The sequence below is a fragment of the Cohnella caldifontis genome (assembly GCF_029360585.1).
Lineage (GTDB): Bacteria > Bacillota > Bacilli > Paenibacillales > Paenibacillaceae > Cohnella > Cohnella caldifontis.
The window spans coordinates 54,243-71,892 of record NZ_JAQZSJ010000007.1 but is presented as its reverse complement, the minus strand read 5'-3'; the positions used below and the strand labels follow the sequence as shown (position 1 = coordinate 71,892).

General features: G+C 61.6%; 16 protein-coding genes and 1 riboswitch. Of the genes, 15 read left to right on the top strand and 1 reads right to left on the bottom strand.

Translation table 11 applies throughout. The annotated features are described in order from the left end of the window. Positions 1 to 409 precede the first annotated feature (409 nt). The 12 genes from PTZ19_RS12100 (at position 410) to PTZ19_RS12045 (ending at position 13,480) form a co-directional block, all read left to right on the top strand. Positions 410 to 2,074 carry a copper resistance CopC/CopD family protein gene (locus PTZ19_RS12100; RefSeq protein ID WP_276354738.1) on the top strand — a complete coding sequence of 555 codons (1,665 nt, stop codon included), beginning with the start codon at positions 410 to 412 and terminating at the stop codon, positions 2,072 to 2,074. Positions 2,075 to 2,099: 25 nt separating this feature from the next. After that, the gene (locus PTZ19_RS12095) at positions 2,100 to 2,957 is read left to right on the top strand and encodes a sensor histidine kinase (RefSeq protein WP_276354737.1); all 858 of its coding nucleotides are present in this window, start codon (positions 2,100 to 2,102) and stop codon (positions 2,955 to 2,957) included. After that, positions 2,954 to 3,625, top strand: a complete 672-nt coding sequence (locus PTZ19_RS12090) for a response regulator (RefSeq protein ID WP_276354736.1) — start codon at positions 2,954 to 2,956, stop codon at positions 3,623 to 3,625. The genes PTZ19_RS12095 and PTZ19_RS12090 overlap by 4 nt, the downstream gene beginning before the upstream one ends. 95 nt (positions 3,626 to 3,720) lie before the next feature. Next, the gene (locus PTZ19_RS12085) at positions 3,721 to 4,350 is read left to right on the top strand and encodes a hypothetical protein (protein ID WP_276354735.1); all 630 of its coding nucleotides are present in this window, start codon (positions 3,721 to 3,723) and stop codon (positions 4,348 to 4,350) included. Positions 4,351 to 4,529: 179 nt separating this feature from the next. After that, a complete protein-coding gene (locus PTZ19_RS12080; RefSeq protein WP_276354734.1) occupies positions 4,530 to 5,135 on the top strand; it encodes a YcnI family copper-binding membrane protein in 606 nt (201 codons plus the stop codon). Between the two features lie 358 nt (positions 5,136 to 5,493). Further along, positions 5,494 to 6,453: an ArsR/SmtB family transcription factor gene (locus PTZ19_RS12075; protein WP_276354733.1), complete on the top strand. Its 960-nt coding sequence runs from the start codon at positions 5,494 to 5,496 to the stop codon at positions 6,451 to 6,453. A gap of 30 nt (positions 6,454 to 6,483) precedes the next feature. After that, positions 6,484 to 7,836, top strand: a complete 1,353-nt coding sequence (locus PTZ19_RS12070; RefSeq protein ID WP_276354732.1) for an ABC transporter substrate-binding protein — start codon at positions 6,484 to 6,486, stop codon at positions 7,834 to 7,836. A 71-nt stretch (positions 7,837 to 7,907) separates the two neighbouring features. Then, positions 7,908 to 8,807 carry a carbohydrate ABC transporter permease gene (locus PTZ19_RS12065; protein WP_276354731.1) on the top strand — a complete coding sequence of 300 codons (900 nt, stop codon included), beginning with the start codon at positions 7,908 to 7,910 and terminating at the stop codon, positions 8,805 to 8,807. Then, a complete protein-coding gene (locus tag PTZ19_RS12060) occupies positions 8,807 to 9,643 on the top strand; it encodes a carbohydrate ABC transporter permease (RefSeq protein WP_276354728.1) in 837 nt (278 codons plus the stop codon). Before PTZ19_RS12065 ends, PTZ19_RS12060 begins: the two co-directional genes overlap by 1 nt. 8 nt (positions 9,644 to 9,651) lie before the next feature. Continuing rightward, positions 9,652 to 10,689, top strand: a complete 1,038-nt coding sequence (locus PTZ19_RS12055; protein WP_276354727.1) for a family 43 glycosylhydrolase — start codon at positions 9,652 to 9,654, stop codon at positions 10,687 to 10,689. Positions 10,690 to 10,709: 20 nt separating this feature from the next. After that, complete coding sequence (locus PTZ19_RS12050; RefSeq protein ID WP_276354726.1) at positions 10,710 to 12,509, top strand: glycoside hydrolase family 2 protein; 1,800 nt, start codon at positions 10,710 to 10,712, stop codon at positions 12,507 to 12,509. Between the two features lie 23 nt (positions 12,510 to 12,532). Then, positions 12,533 to 13,480 (top strand): glycoside hydrolase family 43 protein, encoded by a 948-nt coding sequence (locus PTZ19_RS12045; RefSeq protein ID WP_276354725.1) that lies wholly within the window; start codon positions 12,533 to 12,535, stop codon positions 13,478 to 13,480. Positions 13,481 to 13,531: 51 nt separating this feature from the next. Then, positions 13,532 to 13,636: riboswitch (TPP riboswitch) on the top strand. Here PTZ19_RS12045 and PTZ19_RS12040 read toward each other — a convergent pair. Then, complete coding sequence (locus PTZ19_RS12040) at positions 13,636 to 13,893, bottom strand: hypothetical protein (protein ID WP_276354723.1); 258 nt, start codon at positions 13,891 to 13,893, stop codon at positions 13,636 to 13,638. (Overlaps the previous riboswitch by 1 nt.) A gap of 53 nt (positions 13,894 to 13,946) precedes the next feature. On the opposite strand from PTZ19_RS12040, the gene thiC reads away from it, so the two are divergent. Genes thiC through thiE form a run of 3 tightly spaced genes read left to right on the top strand, consistent with a single transcriptional unit; the run spans position 13,947 to position 17,630 of the window. Further along, positions 13,947 to 15,710, top strand: a complete 1,764-nt coding sequence (gene thiC / locus PTZ19_RS12035; protein ID WP_276354721.1) for a phosphomethylpyrimidine synthase ThiC — start codon at positions 13,947 to 13,949, stop codon at positions 15,708 to 15,710. Continuing rightward, complete coding sequence (locus PTZ19_RS12030) at positions 15,703 to 16,782, top strand: ThiF family adenylyltransferase (protein ID WP_276354720.1); 1,080 nt, start codon at positions 15,703 to 15,705, stop codon at positions 16,780 to 16,782. Before thiC ends, PTZ19_RS12030 begins: the two co-directional genes overlap by 8 nt. Next, positions 16,779 to 17,630: a thiamine phosphate synthase gene (thiE, locus tag PTZ19_RS12025; RefSeq protein ID WP_339329327.1), complete on the top strand. Its 852-nt coding sequence runs from the start codon at positions 16,779 to 16,781 to the stop codon at positions 17,628 to 17,630. The genes PTZ19_RS12030 and thiE overlap by 4 nt, the downstream gene beginning before the upstream one ends. Positions 17,631 to 17,650 lie beyond the last annotated feature (20 nt).

Below are 17,650 nucleotides of genomic sequence, written 5' to 3'. Positions count from 1 at the left end.
GAGAAGTCGGCTGAAAGAGACTACACTGAGCGACGGGGAAATTTTAGCCGGCGAGATCGAAATCAATCCCTTGACTCGTGCCCCATGACGCGAAACGCATCCTATAGTCGCAAGGCGAACCCGTAAAGTTGAATAGGCATGGCCGTTCGGGTACGATGAAATGGCCAAGCTTCTCCAAACGTTTCCTCCCGAGGATGTCCCCGAAGGAGGGGGCAGCGGCGAAGACTGCCCGTCCGAACGGATGGCGGAGAAGCGGATCGGAGCGGAGAACGGCCGGGCGGGTCAATCGCACGCTCGATAGGACCGCGGCCGCCGGCACGACGGAATCAGGCAAGCGATCGGAGCCGCGACGGTTCCGGTCGTCGGGCCTGATCGAAGAGCCGGCCGGAAAGCGAAGGAGGAAGTTCACTTGTCCAAAAACGGGGTTACTCGCGCGTTATCCTGGCCTTCTTGGAGGAGCGCCGCCAAGTCGCTGATCGCGATACTGGCCGCCGCGTTCCTGATGCTTGGGGCACAGCTGCCGCCGGCGGATGCCCATGCCGAATTGGTGCAGACGACCCCTTCGGCCGGGGAACGGCTGAGCAGCGGTCCGGCCGCCGTCGAGCTCGCTTTCAACGAAAGGCTGGACCCCGGCGGGGCCAAGCTGACCGTCTTGAACGACGCGTCCCGGACGGTCGCGGGCGGGACCCCGGAAAGGTTTAACGAGGGTAAAAGCTTGCGGCTGAAGCTGCCGCAGCTGGAAGAAGGGAATTATACCGTCTCCTACAGCGTCATCTCCGAGGACGGCCATCCCGTCTCCGGCGCGTTCGTGTTCACGGTGGGGAATCCCCCGAATCCGCCGGATAACGCCCGGCTGGATCCCCATGCCCAAGTCGGCCATCACCATGGCGGCGCCGCGTCGTCTTCGGATCGGAACTTCTTGATGTATGCCGGAAGAATCGCGTATTACGCCGGACTTCTCCTGAGCGTCGGCCTCGTGTTCTGGAGTCTGTTCAGGAATCATGCGCCCGCGGTGAGAGAGGCCGGGGAGCGGGCGATATCCGTCGCGGGCAAAAGCCTGCTTTTGGCGGTTCTCGTCTATGTCGCGTTCAGCTTGATGGATTTGGCCCAAGGGGAGCCTTTGTCGGAATGGCTGCGGATCTTGAAGGAGACGACGATCGGCCGGTTGTACGTCGCGGAGCTGCTGCTCGGCTTGGCCGCCCCTTTGCTCCCTAGCTTGGGGCGGGTTGCCCGCGCGTTCTGGGCCGTCGTCTTTTTGGCCATCGAGTCCTGGTCGGGACATGCCGTATCGTTCTCGCCGAAAGCCTACGCGATCGCGCTGGACTTCGTCCATCTGGCCGCGGCGGCCTTGTGGGCAGGGGGGCTGCTGCTGCTCTTCTTGGTGTGGCTGAAGGAGAGGCCGGAAGCCGGCCGTTTCGCGCTTCGGTTCTCCCAATGGGCGCTGGCCGCGTTTCTTGCGCTGTGGGTGACCGGGGTGCTCAGCGTGCTCCTGTTCCTGCCTTCGCCGGCTTATTTGACCTACACCCCTTGGGGCACGTGGCTGCTCGTCAAGGCGGGACTCACGGTGCTCGTCGTGGCCGCGGCGATCTTGATCCGCCTGCGCTTGCGCCGCGGGGAATTGCCCCGGGGGGCGATGATCAAAGCGGATTTCGGCCTGATGGCCGCCATCGTGTTCGTGGTCGGGATCTTAACCTACCAGACGCCGCTGCCTCCCAACAAACCGATTTACTATCACCAGATGGGCACCGATATGCATATGACCCTCCGGGTGACGCCGAACGTGCCGGGGATCAACGACATCGTCCTGAAGGTGTGGCTGCCCGAGAAGGACGGAGAACCGAAGCAGGTCCGGCTGCTTTTGATCCCGCAAGGGCGAGAGGACGTCGGATCGATCGCCGTTCCGCTCCAGCCTTATCAGGATGAAGAAATCGACGATTTCCCCGATTTCGCGAAATACACGTACGAAGCGAAAGGGCCTTATCTTCCGTTCGCCGGGAAATGGACGGCACGGATTCTCGTAACGGACGCAAACGGGAACGAGCTGGAGCGGGAAACGTCGTTCCGCAATTATTGACACGTCGAATCGGGGGGGAACCGGCATGAAAGGGTTGACCGGCAGGAGCGTGAAATGGCTGATCCTGCTCATCCCGCCCCTGACCATCGGGCTGTGGGAGTATATCCGCCATGCGTTTCTGCTTCCGTATCTCTCCATGCGAACGGGCAACCTCCTGGCCCCCTTCATCGTGCTCGCGGTGACGCTGACGATCGTGAGAGGACTTTACGCCCGGATGGAACGGATGCAAGCCGAGCTGCAACGGGAACGTTCGGTGAGCGCGGCGCACGAAGAGCGGGAACGGCTGGCCCAAGTGCTGCACGACGGCATCGCGCAGTCGCTGTTTCTGCTGGCGGTGAAGCTGGACAAGCTGGATCGGGCCGCGGAAGAAGGCAAAGAGAAAGTGCTGGGGCTGTCGGACGAACTGAAGGAAACGGTACGCGTCGTTCACGAGGACGTGCGGCAGGCGATCTCCAATCTGCGGCTGCCTCCTTCTCCCGCGGAAGCCGCCTGGGTGATCCCGCTGCGAGAGCTCCTGGAGGACACGGCCCGCGTGACGATCGCGACCGCGGAATTCCGCTGGACGATTCCGGACGAAGCGCTGACCGCCAAGGAGAAGGTCGAGCTCCATGCTTGCCTGAGGGAAGCGCTGGTCAACGTCCGCAAGCATGCCAAAGCCTCCCGCGTCCTGGTGACCGGGGAACCGCTCGGCAGCGGGGGATTCCGCTGCGAGGTCGCGGATGACGGGGCCGGATTCCATGGCGATCCGCTGGACGCGCCCGGACGGTTCGGCCTGCGGATGGTACGGGATCGGGCCCGGCAAATGCGGTGGACGTTCGCCGCGGAACGAAGAGGGGATTGGACCGTCGTCGAGCTGTCCAAACCGGGAGGGAAAACGGGATGAACCAGCGGGTCAAGGTGCTGCTGGCGGACGATCACCGCCATGCGCGAGAGGGGATGCGGGAGATCGTCTCCGCGGATCCCGATTTCGAGATCGTCGGGGAAGCCGTCAGCGGCGAAGAAGCGCTGGAGCTGACGGGCCGTCTGCGGCCCGATCTCGTGCTGATGGATATCCGGATGCCCGGCATGGGCGGATTCGAAGCGGTCAAAGCGATCAAATCCGCGTATCCGCAGGTGAAAATCGTGATGGTCACGGTGTCGGACGATCCGGCCCACTTGTTCGAAGCGATCAAGAAAGGCGCGCAAGGTTATTTGCTCAAAAACCTGAACCCGTCCGCCTGGCGGGATTACCTGCGCGCGGTCTCCCATGACGAAGCTCCGCTCCATCCCGACCTCGCGATGTCCATTTTGCGGGAGTTCGGATCCCGAAGAGCGAAACCGCCGGAAACCGCGCTTCACGAAGACTTGACGCCACGGGAGCGGGAGATCCTGCTGGAGGTGGCGCGCGGCCTGAAAAACCGGGAGGTGGCGGAACTTCTCGGCTTGTCGGAGCATACGGTCAAAAACCATCTCAAAAACATTTTGCAGAAGCTCCATCTCGAAAATCGGGTGCAGTTGACCCGGTACGCTTACGAACGCGGACTGGTGGATTCGCAGGAGAAAACCGTTTAGGGTCATCCATCCAAATATTGTTCCGTTTTTTCGCGGTTATTCGAGTGGAGGGAGCCCCCGCATAAATGGTATGATGGAGAGCGGGTGAGGGATAAATGACAAACGAGACAAGCCATTCGACCGACAAAGGCAGCCGCAAGGCGGAGATGGATCCGCAGGCGCAGGAGCAATTGATCGCGGCCGTCCGCCACAACGGATCCGTCGCACTGCGAACGCGCTTCGAGGAAGTAGAGGGAGAGGTCGTCCGGCACAACGTTTACGGCCCGCTCTTCGTTTACCGGGTAAAAGACGAGGCGGGCGACGTCTACGCATGCGGCTTCTTCCTGCGGGAATTGATCGTCAAATTCCAGCGAAGCACCGAGGCGGCAGAGCAGTGGATGGCTTCTTTCTTCTTCGAGATGATGAAGACCAAGGGCGGGAAACAACTGCCGAATCCGCCGCAGTCGGAGGACGAAGCGAAGGAGATCGTCGACAAGGTGCTCGTTCCGCAGTGCATGGCGGCCGTGAACGAGGAGTTCGCGCCCGAGCAGATGCACGTCGGCCTTGCCATGGATGAGCAGTTGGGGCCCGTCTTGGAAGCCGGGTTTCCTGCGATTCGGGACGGCAACAACGTGTGCGCCTTACCGCTGCACGTGCTGCTGGCCCACTATCTGCTGAATCGCGATCCGTCCGAGTTGCTGGTACAAGGTTTGTACAAAATCCGGGAAGAGCACGGAGCGGACTAAGCAAACGGATCGATACGGAAGGTACGGATTCGCCCCCTTGCGCAAGCAAGGGGGTGTTTGCGTTAGGAAACGAGAATTGAAAAAAACGTCCTCGACTAACTCTTTCGGGTCATGTGCCGGATTCGGGACGAGTTTATACTGATGAAGGCGAGAAGAGAGAGTGAAAGGGTGAGTGGAGAATGAAAAAGCACGTCGCGGGTCTGTTCGCAATGGTCTTCATTTTGGCATTCGGAGGGGTCGCCAGCGCGCACGTTACGGTGCAGCCCCCGCAGGTGACCGCCGGTTCGTACCAAGTGTTCACGCTGCGCGTTCCGACGGAGAAGGACGCGGCGACCGTCCAAGTGAAGGTGGAGGTGCCGGACGGCGTGGAGGTGTCCCGTTTCGAGCCGAAGCCGGAATGGTCCTACGAGCTGGAAAAAAACACGGACGGTAAAATCATCTCGGTCACGTGGAAATCGACCGGCAAAGGCATCGGCTCCACGGAATTCGGACAATTCGACTTTCAGGGCAAGGTGGCGGCGGACGCGAAGGAACTGGTGTGGAAAGCGCACCAAACCTACGCCGACGGGAGCATCGTGGACTGGGCGGGAGCCGCGGATTCCGACCATCCGGCTTCGGTGACGAAGGTCGCGGAAGCCTCTGGGGCGAATGCCGGCGGCAACGGGGCGGACGCCGACGGGAAAACTTCGCGCGATCCGCTGACGTTGTCCCTGGCGATCGCGGGGCTGGTGCTCGGGTTGGCCGGCTTCGTCATCTCGCTGCTCCGCCGCGGAAAGAGGGCTTGACCCCCGACAGCAGGATCAACCTGTAATCCCGCAAGCAAACTCGGCGTTTTCCATGAAGCTCCAGCGAACGGCCGCACAGGGCCGGGCTGGGGCTTTCGTTTTTCCTCCGTTTTCGACAGTTTGCCTCAAAACATTCCCCTTAAAACGCCCAATTACAACAATAAATATTGTTGTAAAAGGACAATCTCCCCCATTTTAAAGTTTTTGTTGCATAAATTATTGTTGGTTAATATAATAAAAGCGATTACAAACAATAAAATATAGTTGTAAAAGCGGAATGACAGGGGAGAAACAAATATTCCTGTTGGAAATGGGGCGTGGTACGATAGAAAAAAACGCCGAAGGGACGTAAAGGCACATGAAACTGGAGCAGGACTTTTCGAATCGCGAAAAATTGAACCGGGCGCTGACCACCAATATCGACGAATTCATCCATATCGCGAAAGCGCTGTCGACGGAGCTGCGGGTGGAAATGTTCAAAGCGCTGCTCCACCGCTCGATGAACGTGGTGGAAATTTCCGAGAAGTTCGGCATTCCGGCTTCCACGGCGGCGATCAATATCAAGAAACTCGAAGACGCCGGACTGATCCTGACGGAGATGGTGCCCGGAACGCGAGGCACGCAGAAGCTTTGTTCCGCCGTATACAGCCGCATCGTGGTGGACTTCGCGCATTTCCGGGCCGAGCCGTCGGAGACGTGCGCCGTCGTCTCGCTGCCGATCGGGCAATTCGTCGATTCCCAATGCTCCGCCCCGTGCGGGATTTTAAGCGAGCATTCCATCATCGGGGAAATGGACGAACCGCGCTCTTTCTTCGAACCGGAACGGACCGAAGCCCAACTGATCTGGTTCCGGAGGGGCTATCTCGAATACCGGTTCCCGAACCGCGTCCCCCGGGGTTCGCAAATCCGCAACCTGGAGCTGTCGATGGAAATTTGCTCGGAAGCGCCGCTGCACAACCCGGATTGGCCATCGGACATTACGCTGTGGATCAACGGCCAAGAAGTCGGCACCTGGACCAGTCCCGGCGACTTCGGCGGGGAGAGGGGCCTGCTTACTCCGCAATGGTGGGGAAGCGAGAACACGCAATTCGGACTGCTCAAAACCTGGCGCGTCCATTCCGACGGCTCGTTCATCGACGGGAGGCGCATCTCGTCATTGACGGTGGAGCAATTGGAATTGGACGACAAGCCGTACGTGACGGTGCGGATCGGAATCAAGCCGGACGCCAAGAACGACGGAGGCTTGAATCTGTTCGGCCGGAAATTCGGCAACTACGAAACCGACTTGAAAATGAAATTGGATTACGCGGACAGGTAAGACCACAATTGAGCGAAAAGGATGGTTGGCATGAAAAAACACCAACATCGTTTTGGTTTCGCCGCAACGATCCTGCTTCTCGTTATGGGTTTGGCGCTGGCTGGCTGCGGCGGCGGCAAAAGCTCCGGCGATTCCTCGGCGTCGCCTTCTTCGGCTTCCCCTTCGGGGTCCTCGTCCTCCCCGGCATCCAGCCCGGATAACGGCGGAGGCAAATCGGGGGCCAAAACGGAGATCCTGTTCTGGACGCCCTTCTCCGGCCCCGACGGTCCGTTCATGAAATCGATCGTCGACGGCTATAACCAGCAGTCGGACCGATTCACGATCAAGTTCCAGATCCAGCCGAACGGCGATTACTACAAGCTGCTCGATAACGCGTTCGGCACGAAAAAGAACATGCCGGACTTCATGATCATGCACCTCGATTCCATACCCACGTACGTGAAGAAAGACCTGCTCCTGCCCATGGACGACCTGGCCGCCAAAGCGGGCATCCAGAAAGCCGACTTCGCCGACGCCGCGGTCAATTGCGGCACGATCGACGGCAAATGGATGGGCATCCCGCTCGATATCCACCCGCTGATCATGTACTACAACAAGGACCTGTTCCAAGCGGCGGGCATCGCGGCTCCCCCGACCAACATGCAGGAATTCCTGGACGCCGCCAAAAAGCTGACCGACGCTTCCAAAGGCCAATGGGGATACGTCATGCCGACCCAATGGCCGCAGCAATTCCTGTTCCCGTCGCTGGTGTATCAGCAAGGCGCCGACCTGGCGGACGCGAGCGGCAAACCGACGCTCAACACGCCGGAAGCCGTGAAAGCGCTTGAATTCGAAAGGAGCCTCATTTTCGAGCACAAGGTTTCCCCGCAGAAAGTCGCGCAGGACGGCGAAGTCAAGCTGTTCTTGCAAGGAAAGAACGCCATCCAGTTCAACGGTCCTTGGATGAAGGACCAATGGGACAAAGCGAAGCTGAACTACGGCGTGGCCCCGATCCCGGTGTTCTTCGACCAGCCCGGCGTGTTCGCGGGTTCCCACAACTTCGTCGTCCCGAAATCGCAGACGGACCAAGCCAAACTGGACGGCATCGGCGATTTCCTCAAATACGTCGCGGGACATTCCCTCGATTGGGCGAAGTCCGGTCAGGCCGTGGCCTCCAAGGCCGTGCTCGCCAGCGCGGAATTCCAGGCATTGACGCAGCAGCAGACCGAAGTCGCCAAAGAATTCGACTACGTGCACTTCGCTCCGCCGGTTCCGAACTGGGGCTCCTACACGGGCGAGTTGTACAACCAAATCAACCTCGTGCTGCTGAACAACGGCGACGCGAAGAAGGCGCTCGACGAAGCCCAGGCCAAGGCGGAGCAGGCGGCCGCGGCGAACAAATAATCAACCGGTCGGCGTGGGGCGGGTAATCATACCCGCCCCATCCGAGTAGAACGGATCGGGTGGTGAACGGGATGAAAGGGAGCTGGAAATCGAAGCTGACGTCCGGCCTGTTTGTGCTCCCCTATCTGCTTTGCTTCGGCGTGTTCCTGCTTTACCCGCTCGTTTCGGGTCTCGTGCTCAGCCTGCAGAACAACGATATGCTGGGGACGCACGAATTCGTCGGCTTCAAGAATTACAAAGACATATTCACGCCGGGCACTTACGTCCACGATTCCTTCGTCCGGGGCTTATGGGGCACCTTGAAGTTCGTCGTCTATTCCGTTCCCGTCCTGATCGCGGTCGGGCTTGCGCTCGCGCTGCTCGTAGGCGCGCTGACCGCGAAAGCGCGCGGCCTCTTCCGCACCGTGTTTTTCCTGCCGTACGCCATTTCGGCGACCGTCATGGCCACGATCTGGATGCGGGTGTTCGACACGGATTCCGGCTTCCTGAACCTGATGCTGGATCGGCTCCATATTCACCGGTCGCAGCACATCGGCTGGTTCACCGACACCCCTTGGGTATGGATCGCGCTGGTCGCCTCCACGGTCTGGTGGACGATCGGCTTCAACATGATGCTGTTCATCAACGGCTTGAACGAGGTGCCGGAGGAATTGTACGAGGCCGCCAAAATCGACGGGGCTTCCGCGTGGCAGCGGCTGATCCGGATTACGCTGCCTTCGATCAAGAACGTGACCGCGGTCGTGCTGATCATGACCGTGATCGCATCGTTCAACGTCTTCGCCCAACCGAACCTGATGACCCGCGGAGGACCGGGCTTCGAGACGAACGTCATGCTGATGAAAGTGTTCGACGTCGCTTACGGGCAGCACCAAGGCGGCGCCGCTTCGGCGATGGCCATCTTGCTCGGCCTTATCATGATGGCGGTATCGGCGATCCTTTACCGGTTGATGTTCCGGAAGGAGGCGTCGTGATGGGAGCGAAAACGAAGCAGGCTTTGCTGCTGCTCGTCGCGGTCTTGCTGGGCGTCATCTTCATCGTCCCGGTGATCTGGATGGTGACCATTTCCCTGAAATCGGACGTGGAGGCGTTCCTCCCCTCCTTAAGCTTCATCCCGAACGAGCCGACGCTCATCAACTATACCGATGCCTTAAAGGGCGGTGCCCTGGACGTTCCGATCCTCCGATGGATCAACAACTCGCTGCTCGTCTCCGTCGTCGGCACCGTGCTCGTTCTGGCCGTGGACGCGCTGGCCGCTTACGGGTTGGCGCGTCTGGACGTTCCTTTCAAAAAGCTGCTGGTGCCCTTGTTCCTCAGCACGCTCATGATCCCGGGCATCATCTGGTTCGTGCCCCAATACGTGCTGTTCCAGGATCTTGGGCTCATCGGCACGTACCACGCGTTTTACTTGCCGTTTACCGGCTCCGCGTTCGGGGTGTTCCTGCTGTACCAATTTTTCCGAGGGTTCCCGAAGGAGCTCGAGGAGGCGGCGTACATCGACGGGGCGAACAAGTGGCGCATTTTCCAATCCGTGCTGCTGCCGTCCTCGAAGTCGATCCTGTCGACGCTCGCCGTTCTGACGTTCATGGGCATTTTCAACGACTATATTTGGCCGTTCTACGCTTCCGGCGGCGACGACCGGATGCAGACGCTCACGTCCGGCATCGCGGTCATGACGCAGGGCAGTTACGTGAACGCCCCGAACAAACTGATGGCTTTGTCGACGATCGCGGCCATTCCGGTTCTGATCGTATTCCTGCTCGCGCAAAAATCGATCGTCCGGGGCATTACCCAGTCGGGGATCAAATGAGGAATCGCGTGTTCAGGATCGCGATCGTCGCATTGGCGCTGTTGTCCGCGTTGGCCGGATGCGCGAAAGAAGCTCCGCCGGCCGACTATGCCAATCCCGTGTTCCGTCCGGTATTCGCCGATCCGTCCGTCCTCAAGGCGGATGACGGTTACTATTACGCGTACGGCACGGAAGACGCCTGGGACGACGGGCTTGTGCACTTGATTCCGGTCATCCGCTCGGCGGATTTGAGCCATTGGGAATTCGTGCGGGACGCGTTCGACATCAAGCCGCTGTGGAAAGACGACGGGGGCTTGTGGGCGCCGGACATCTCCAGGCACAAGGACGGCAACTATTACCTGTACTACGCGTTCTCGCTGTGGGGAGATCCGAACCCGGGCATCGGCGTCGCGACTGCGGACCGTCTGGAAGGGCCTTTTACCGACCGCGGCAAACTGTTCGACAGCGACGGCATCGGCGTGGCGAACTCGATCGACCCGTTCTACTACGAGGACGACGACGGCAAGGCCTATTTGTTCTGGGGCAGCTTCCACGGGATATACGGCATCGAGCTGTCCGAGGACGGGCTGCATACGGTCGGGGAGAAATTCCCGGTCGCCGATATCCAGTACGAAGCCCCGTATATCGTGAAACGGGACGGAAACTATTATTTCTTCGGCTCCAGCGGTTCCTGCTGCGAAGGGGCGTTCAGCACCTACAACGTGAAAATCGGGCGGGCGAAGTCGATCCGGGGGCCGTACCTGGACCGGGACGGCGTCGACCTGGCGTCCGGAGGCGGCACGCCGCTGCTGCAAGCGAATCCGGACGGGGAAGGCAAACGGTTCGTCGGTCCCGGTCACAATGCCGTGATCGCGGACGACCGCGGGCGGGACTGGATCGTGTACCACGCGATCGATCCGGACGATCCCACGATAATGAACGGCGCCACCAAACGGCCCTTGATGATCGATCCGCTCGAGTGGAAGGACGGATGGCCGGCCGTGCCGGGCGGGGAGCCCGGGACGTCGCCAAGGCCGGGTCCCTACGTGAAGAAGAAGAACGGATAACCGGCATGAGGAGTGGTCGCATGGCGAAGAGAATCGAATATCCCAGACCGCAGTTCGTCCGGGAATCATGGCAAAATCTGAACGGAACGTGGCAGTTCGCCTTTGACGACGGCAATGTCGGGCTGGCGGACCGATGGTTCGATACGGGGCGCGAGCTTCAAGGCCGGATCGAAGTTCCGTTCGCCTACCAATCCTCGCTGAGCGGCATTCACGACCCGTCGTTCCACGACTGGGTCTGGTATAAGCGGAATTTTCGCGTGGACGAAGCTTGGAAAAACAAGCGCGTATGGCTGCGTTTCGGCGCCGTCGATTACCGGGCATGGGTGTACGTGAACGGGAAATACGTCGGCACGCATGAGGGCGGACATACGCCGTTCGGATTCGACATCACCGAAGAGTTGACCTGGCAGGAAGAGCAGATCGCCGTTCGGGTCGAAGACCCGTCGACGGACGAGACGATCCCGAGGGGAAAACAGTTCTGGGTGGAGCAGTCGGCGGGGATCTGGTACACGCGGACGACGGGGATTTGGCAGACGGTGTGGCTGGAGCCGGTCGATCCCGTCCATTTGGAGACGGTCCGGTTTCATCCGGACATCGACCGCGGCGACATCTCGATCGAACTCGAATTCGCGGGTCCGGCGGCCGGAGCCGAGCTCGGGATCGAAATCGCGTTTCAAGGCCGCACGGCGGCGCGGGATCGGATCGTCATCCTGGATCGATACGCCAGACGGTCCATCAACCTGTTCGGCCGCGAAATTTTCCGCACGGGTTATCACCAACCGGGGTGGACCTGGACGCCCGAACATCCGAACCTGTTCGAAGTGACGTTCACGCTGCGCAAGGACGGCCGAACGCTGGACGAGGTGCGCTCGTATTTCGGCATGCGGAAGGTTCGCCAAGAGAACGGCATGGTGTTCTTGAACAACAAGCCCTATTACCAAAGGCTGATTTTGGATCAGGGATATTGGCCGGAAGGGCTGCTGACCGCGCCGAGCGACGACGATCTGCGGCGGGACATCGAGCTGGCCAAAGCGATGGGTTTTAACGGCTGCCGCAAGCACCAGAAGGTGGAGGACCCCCGCTTCCTGTACTGGGCGGACAAGTTGGGCTTCATCGTCTGGGGGGAGTGCGCCTCGTCCCCGTCGTACTCGAACGGCGCGGCGGCCCGTTTGACGAAAGAATGGATCGAAATCGTCGAACGGGACTACAATCACCCGTCCATTCTCGTGTGGGTCCCGCTCAACGAAAGCTGGGGCGTGCCGAACATCCGCGGCGATTCCCGCCAGCAGCATCACAGCCTGGCTTTGTACAGCCTGATCCACTCGCTCGACCCGACGCGCCTGGTCATATCCAACGACGGTTGGGAAATGACCCGCACCGATATTTGCGCCGTCCATAATTACAACCACGGCTTGCCGGAAGAAACGGAGAAGTACGCGGAGTTCAAGCGTGCGCTCGCGACGAAAGACGGGATCCTGCAGTCGCAGCCGTCGCTGCGCGCGCTTTACGCGGACGGTTTCGGCCACCTCGGAGAACCGATCCTGCTGACCGAATTCGGCGGCATCGCCTATAAGGCCGGGGCGGAATCCGGATGGGGGTACACGTCGGTCTCCACGTCCGAGGAACTGGTCCGGGAGTATCGGAGGGTTCTCGAAGCGGTATACGAGTCCCGCGTCCTGAACGGATTCTGTTATACGCAATTGACGGACGTCGAGCAGGAGATCAACGGGCTCCTCACGTACGACCGGAAGCCCAAATGCGATCCGGAGGAGATCCGGAAGATCAACTTGATGCGGCATTCGCCCGTCATTCGGGAATAGAGCGGAAAGGGGGCGGACGCGGCGTGGAAACCGGCTTCCGCACGATTCGGAAATGGGCTTCGGACGAAATCCGCATGCGGGATCCTTTCGTATTCCCGTATGCCGCGGAAGGAAAATATTATTTGTTCGGAACGACGTTCGCGGACGGCTGCGGGGACAAGGACCCGATTTTCGAAGTGTTCGTCTCGGAAGACCTTCGGGAATGGGAGGGGCCGTACGTCGCGTTCCAGCCCCCCAAAGGCTTCTGGGGCGTGCGGCATTATTGGGCGCCCGAGGTGTTCGCGATTGACGGCAGGTTCTACATGTTCGCGTCGTTCAAAGGCGGTATCGGGGAAAACCGCGGCACCGGCATTCTCATCGCCGATCACCCCGCGGGGCCTTACCGGCCGCACAGCGGCGGTCCCGTCACGCCGGCGGGCCATGAATGCCTCGACGGCACGTATTACCAAGACGACGAAGGGCAGCGTTGGATCGTGTTCTGCCACGAATGGACGGAAATTTACGAAGGGAAGATCAAAGCGCTGCGGTTGACGGACAATCTGCGGTCATCATATGGTGAACCCGTCACGATCCTGAACGCGGCGGAAACGAAATGGATCCGCTTGTTCGGCGATCCGCGGATCGAGAAGACGGGGTATTTGACGGATGCCCCGTTCCTCTACAAGGCGCGTAACGGAGAGTTGCTGTTGCTGTGGTCGAGTTATTCGGTCCCGAACTATGGGGATCATGGCTTGGGCGGCTACACCGTCGCGATCGCGCGGTCGCCGTCCGGGCGCATCGAAGGGCCGTGGACGCACGACGACCGGCTGCTGATGGACCGGAACGCGGGACATTCGAGCCTGTTCCGCGATTTCGAAGGGCGGCTGTGGATCAGCACGCACGGTCCCGATACGCCGCACGGGCAGGAAAGGCCGCTGTTCCTGCCCGTGGGGGAACTGGAGAACGGGCTGGCGCTTGCGGACGGCGAATGAGAGAAGCCGCCGCTTGACAGCCGGAAAGCAAAAGGTGTAAAGTCTGAGTTGGAATTCCACTAGGGGCGCCCGCAAGGGCTGAGATAAGGCGAGAGCCTTGGTCCCTTCGAACCTGATCTGGGTCATGCCAGCGTAGGAAAGTGGATTTGTGCGCGTCAGCGATACGCGGAGAATGGACAGGTGCGCTCCGGCACGCCGTTCCTTTTTCCGTTCGGATCCGACACCTCAAAGCCGCTCCGTACGGGGCGGCTTTTTTTCGTGCCGTTCGCGTAAGGAGCGGTAGAAGGGGACGTTCCGCAAGCGCGGATGGAAACCGTGGGCGAATCGAACGCCGGCCGCGGCCGGCAGGTCCGTTGCTCCGTCCCCGTGTCTTTCACCCTTGCGGCAGTGCGCGCCGATCGCCATTTTTCCATTGCAGGCCTCCTAGCGGACATTCCGAATCGAATGTTCCCAGGAGGTTTTTTTCATGTCCATTCTCACGACGCCGCTGCCGGGCAGCCGCAAAACGCACGTCACGGGTACCAGGGAAGACGTTCGGGTTCCGATGCGGGAAATCGCGCTGACGGACAGCCGCGGCCGCGACGGTTCGGTGCAGCCGAACGAACCGATTCTCGTTTACGACACCAGCGGGCCCTATACGGAGGACGGCTATCGGGCGGACGTTCGCCGCGGCCTTCCCGCCCTGCGCGGCGGCTGGATTTCGGAGCGCGGCGATACCGAGGAATACGACGGGCGGGCCGTGAAACCGGAGGACAACGGGTTCGCTTCCGCCGAACGGGCCGGCGAAAAAGGTGCGGAGCTTTTCCCCGGGTTGACGCGCCGGCCGCGGCGGGCCAAGGCGGGCGGGAACGTGACGCAGCTCCATTACGCGCGCCGGGGCATCGTCACGCCGGAAATGGAGTTTATCGCGATCCGCGAAGGGATGGATCCCGAATTCGTCCGCTCCGAGGTGGCGCGCGGCCGGGCGATCATTCCGGCGAACGTCAACCATCCGGAGAGCGAGCCGATGATCATCGGCAGCAAGTTCCACGTGAAGATCAACGCCAACATCGGCAACTCCGCCGTCGCCTCTTCCATCGAGGAGGAGGTCGAAAAGATGGCGTGGGCGATCCGTTGGGGCGCGGACACGATCATGGACTTGTCGACGGGGAAAAACATCCATACGACGCGGGAATGGATCATCCGGAACTCGCCCGTGCCGGTCGGCACCGTGCCCATTTACCAGGCGCTCGAAAAAGTGGACGGCAAAGCGGAAGACCTCACTTGGGAGGTGTTCCGCGACACGCTGATCGAGCAGGCGGAGCAAGGCGTGGATTACTTCACGATCCACGCGGGCGTGCTGCTGCGGTACATTCCCTTGACGGCCAAACGGGTGACCGGCATCGTCTCCCGCGGCGGATCGATCATGGCCGCCTGGTGTCTCGCGCATCACGAGGAGAATTTCCTGTACGCCCATTTCGAGGAGATCTGCGAGATCATGAAGGCGTACGACGTCGCGTTCTCGCTGGGCGACGGCCTGCGGCCGGGCTCGATCGCGGACGCGAACGACGAAGCCCAATTCGCCGAGCTGCGCACGCTGGGAGAGCTGACCCGAATCGCCTGGAAGCACGACGTCCAGGTCATGATCGAAGGGCCCGGCCATGTGCCGATGCACCTGATCCGGGAAAACGTCGAGCTCCAGATGGAGCTCTGCAAGGAAGCGCCGTTCTACACGCTCGGGCCGCTGACGACGGACATCGCGCCCGGATACGACCACATCACGTCCGCGATCGGCGCGGCCATGATCGGCTGGTTCGGCACGGCCATGCTGTGCTACGTGACGCCGAAGGAGCATTTGGGGCTGCCGAACAAAGAGGACGTCAAGGACGGGGTCATCGCTTATAAAATCGCGGCCCACGCGGCCGACCTCGCCAAAGGGCATCCGCGGGCCCGGCAACGGGACGACGCCTTGTCCAAAGCCCGGTTCGAGTTCCGCTGGCGCGACCAGTTCCATCTGTCGCTCGATCCGGAGCGGGCGATGTCCTACCATGACGAGACGCTGCCCGCCGAAGCGGCGAAAACGGCGCATTTCTGCTCGATGTGCGGGCCCAAGTTCTGCAGCATGCGCATCACGCAGGACATCCGGGACTACGCGGCGGACAAGGGACTGGATACCGAAGAAGCGATCGAGGCCGGCATGCGGGAGAAAGCCGACTCGTTCAAACAAGCGGGAGGCCGGATCTATGCTTGACGCCGGAGGCTGGGAGACGCGGTACTCCAGGCAAATCCGCTTCGCGCCCATCGGGACGGACGGGCAGCGGCGTCTGGGGGAAAGCGCGGTGCTGGTCGCGGGCGTCGGCGCCTTGGGCGCGTCGCTCGCCCAACATATGGCGCGGGCCGGCGTCGGCACGATCCGCCTGGTGGACCGGGATTACGTCGAGCCGAGCAACCTCCAGCGGCAGGCGCTGTTCGACGAGGCGGACGCCCGGGACGCGCTGCCCAAAGCGGTCGCCGCGGCGAACAAGCTGCGGAACGTCAACGGCGGCATCCGGATCGAGGCCCGCGTGGCGGATCTCGACTCCGGGAATGCGGATTCGTTCGTCCGCGGCGCCGACCTCGTGCTGGACGGCACCGACAACGCGGAGACGCGGCTGATCCTCAGCGACGTCTGCTATGCCCGCGGCATTCCGCTTGTCTACGGCGGAGTCGCGGGCAGCGAAGGCATGACGGCGGCGCTCGTGCCGGGGGAAACCGCCTGCCTTCGCTGCCTGATCGGCGGAGACGCGGTCGACGCGAGCGCCGATCGGACTTGCGACGCGGTCGGCGTCATCGCGCCGGCCGTGGAGGCGGTCGCGGCGCTGCAGGCGGCGGAAGCGCTCAAATGGCTGTCGGGCAACCGCGGGGAGATGCGGCGAAGCTGGATCGGCTTGGACGTCTGGTCGTTCGCCGTTCGGGAATCCAAGCTTCCGGCGCCGCGGACGGAGTGCGAATGCTGCGGACGCGCGGGGCGGCAGGTCCGGCAGGTTGCCGCGAAGGCTCGGGAAGGCATCTCCGCGGCGCTCTTGTGCGGGAGGGACACCGTGCAGGTAACGCTGGCCGATCCGCTTCCGCTAGCGGAAGTGAAGGCCCGGTTGGAGCGTTCGGGCGCCGAACTGCTGGCGGCCAACGGCTGGCTGCTGAAATGGTCCGTTCCGGAAGGCGAGCGCATCGTGCTGTTCGAGGGCGGCCGCGCGCTCGTGCAGGGAACCGGCGACGAGGAACATGCGATCCGGCTTTGCCTCAAGTACGTTCAGGAGGGGAGGGAACCTGCTTGCGCAGGATGAAGGATTTTCGGTTATACGTCATCACGGGGGAGAATTACCATCCCGGCCGTTCGCTGCGCGAAGTGATGGAGGCCGCTTTGAAGGGCGGCGCCGACTTCCTGCAGCTGCGGGACAAACGCGCTTCGAAGCGGGAGTTGCTGGAAAAGGCGAAAATGCTCCGCAAGCTGGCTTCGGCTTATGGCGTTCCGTTCGTCGTGAACGACCATCCCGACGTGGCGCTGGCTGTGGACGCCGACGGGGTTCATCTGGGACAAGACGATCTGCCGCTGGCCGAAGCGAGGAGACTCCTCGGCCCGGACCGCATCATCGGCATTTCCACGCATTCGATCGAGCAGGCGCGGGAAGCCCAGCGGCAGGGAGCGGATTACATCGGGGTCGGCCCCGTGTATCCGACCGGCACGAAGCCGGGACGCGCCGCGGTTACGACCGCTTACGTGGCGCAGGCGGCCGCGGAAATCCGCATTCCGTTCGTCGCGATCGGAGGCATCACCCCGGACAATGCCGGCGAGGTGCTCGCTGCGGGCGCGAGGCGGCTGTGCGCGGTTTCGGCGGTCGTCGGCAGTCCGGACCCCGAGGGGGTATGCCGGCGGCTGCTTGCGCGAATCGCAGAGTTTCGCGGCACGGCAGGTACAGGGAGCGAGGCGGAAAACCGGCGGATATCGGTGAACGGCCGGCCGGTGTTGACCGGCGCGGAGACGCTGCTGGAACTGGCTGAGCAACATGGTTTGGCGGAACGGCGGGTGGTCGCGGAGGTAGGCGGCGTCATCGTGCCGCGGACCGGCTGGGGGGACTTCCGCTTGACGGCGGGAGCCTCCGTGGAATTCGTGCATTTCGTGGGAGGCGGTTGAAATGGCGGGATGGGAACGCG

What these genes read in the sequence shown, in the direction of transcription:
- PTZ19_RS12095 (WP_276354737.1), top strand. Translation starts at nt 2,100, where the DNA reads ATGAAAGGGTTGACCGGCAGGAGCGTGAAATGGCTGATCCTGCTCATC.
- PTZ19_RS12090 (WP_276354736.1), top strand. Translation starts at nt 2,954, where the DNA reads ATGAACCAGCGGGTCAAGGTGCTGCTGGCGGACGATCACCGCCATGCG.
- PTZ19_RS12085 (WP_276354735.1), top strand. Translation starts at nt 3,721, where the DNA reads ATGACAAACGAGACAAGCCATTCGACCGACAAAGGCAGCCGCAAGGCG.
- PTZ19_RS12080 (WP_276354734.1), top strand. Translation starts at nt 4,530, where the DNA reads ATGAAAAAGCACGTCGCGGGTCTGTTCGCAATGGTCTTCATTTTGGCA.
- PTZ19_RS12075 (WP_276354733.1), top strand. Translation starts at nt 5,494, where the DNA reads ATGAAACTGGAGCAGGACTTTTCGAATCGCGAAAAATTGAACCGGGCG.
- PTZ19_RS12070 (WP_276354732.1), top strand. Translation starts at nt 6,484, where the DNA reads ATGAAAAAACACCAACATCGTTTTGGTTTCGCCGCAACGATCCTGCTT.
- PTZ19_RS12065 (WP_276354731.1), top strand. Translation starts at nt 7,908, where the DNA reads ATGAAAGGGAGCTGGAAATCGAAGCTGACGTCCGGCCTGTTTGTGCTC.
- PTZ19_RS12060 (WP_276354728.1), top strand. Translation starts at nt 8,807, where the DNA reads ATGGGAGCGAAAACGAAGCAGGCTTTGCTGCTGCTCGTCGCGGTCTTG.
- PTZ19_RS12050 (WP_276354726.1), top strand. Translation starts at nt 10,710, where the DNA reads ATGGCGAAGAGAATCGAATATCCCAGACCGCAGTTCGTCCGGGAATCA.
- PTZ19_RS12040 (WP_276354723.1), bottom strand. Translation starts at nt 13,893, where the DNA reads ATGGAAAAATGGCGATCGGCGCGCACTGCCGCAAGGGTGAAAGACACG.
- thiC (WP_276354721.1), top strand. Translation starts at nt 13,947, where the DNA reads ATGTCCATTCTCACGACGCCGCTGCCGGGCAGCCGCAAAACGCACGTC.
- PTZ19_RS12030 (WP_276354720.1), top strand. Translation starts at nt 15,703, where the DNA reads ATGCTTGACGCCGGAGGCTGGGAGACGCGGTACTCCAGGCAAATCCGC.
- thiE (WP_339329327.1), top strand. Translation starts at nt 16,779, where the DNA reads ATGAAGGATTTTCGGTTATACGTCATCACGGGGGAGAATTACCATCCC.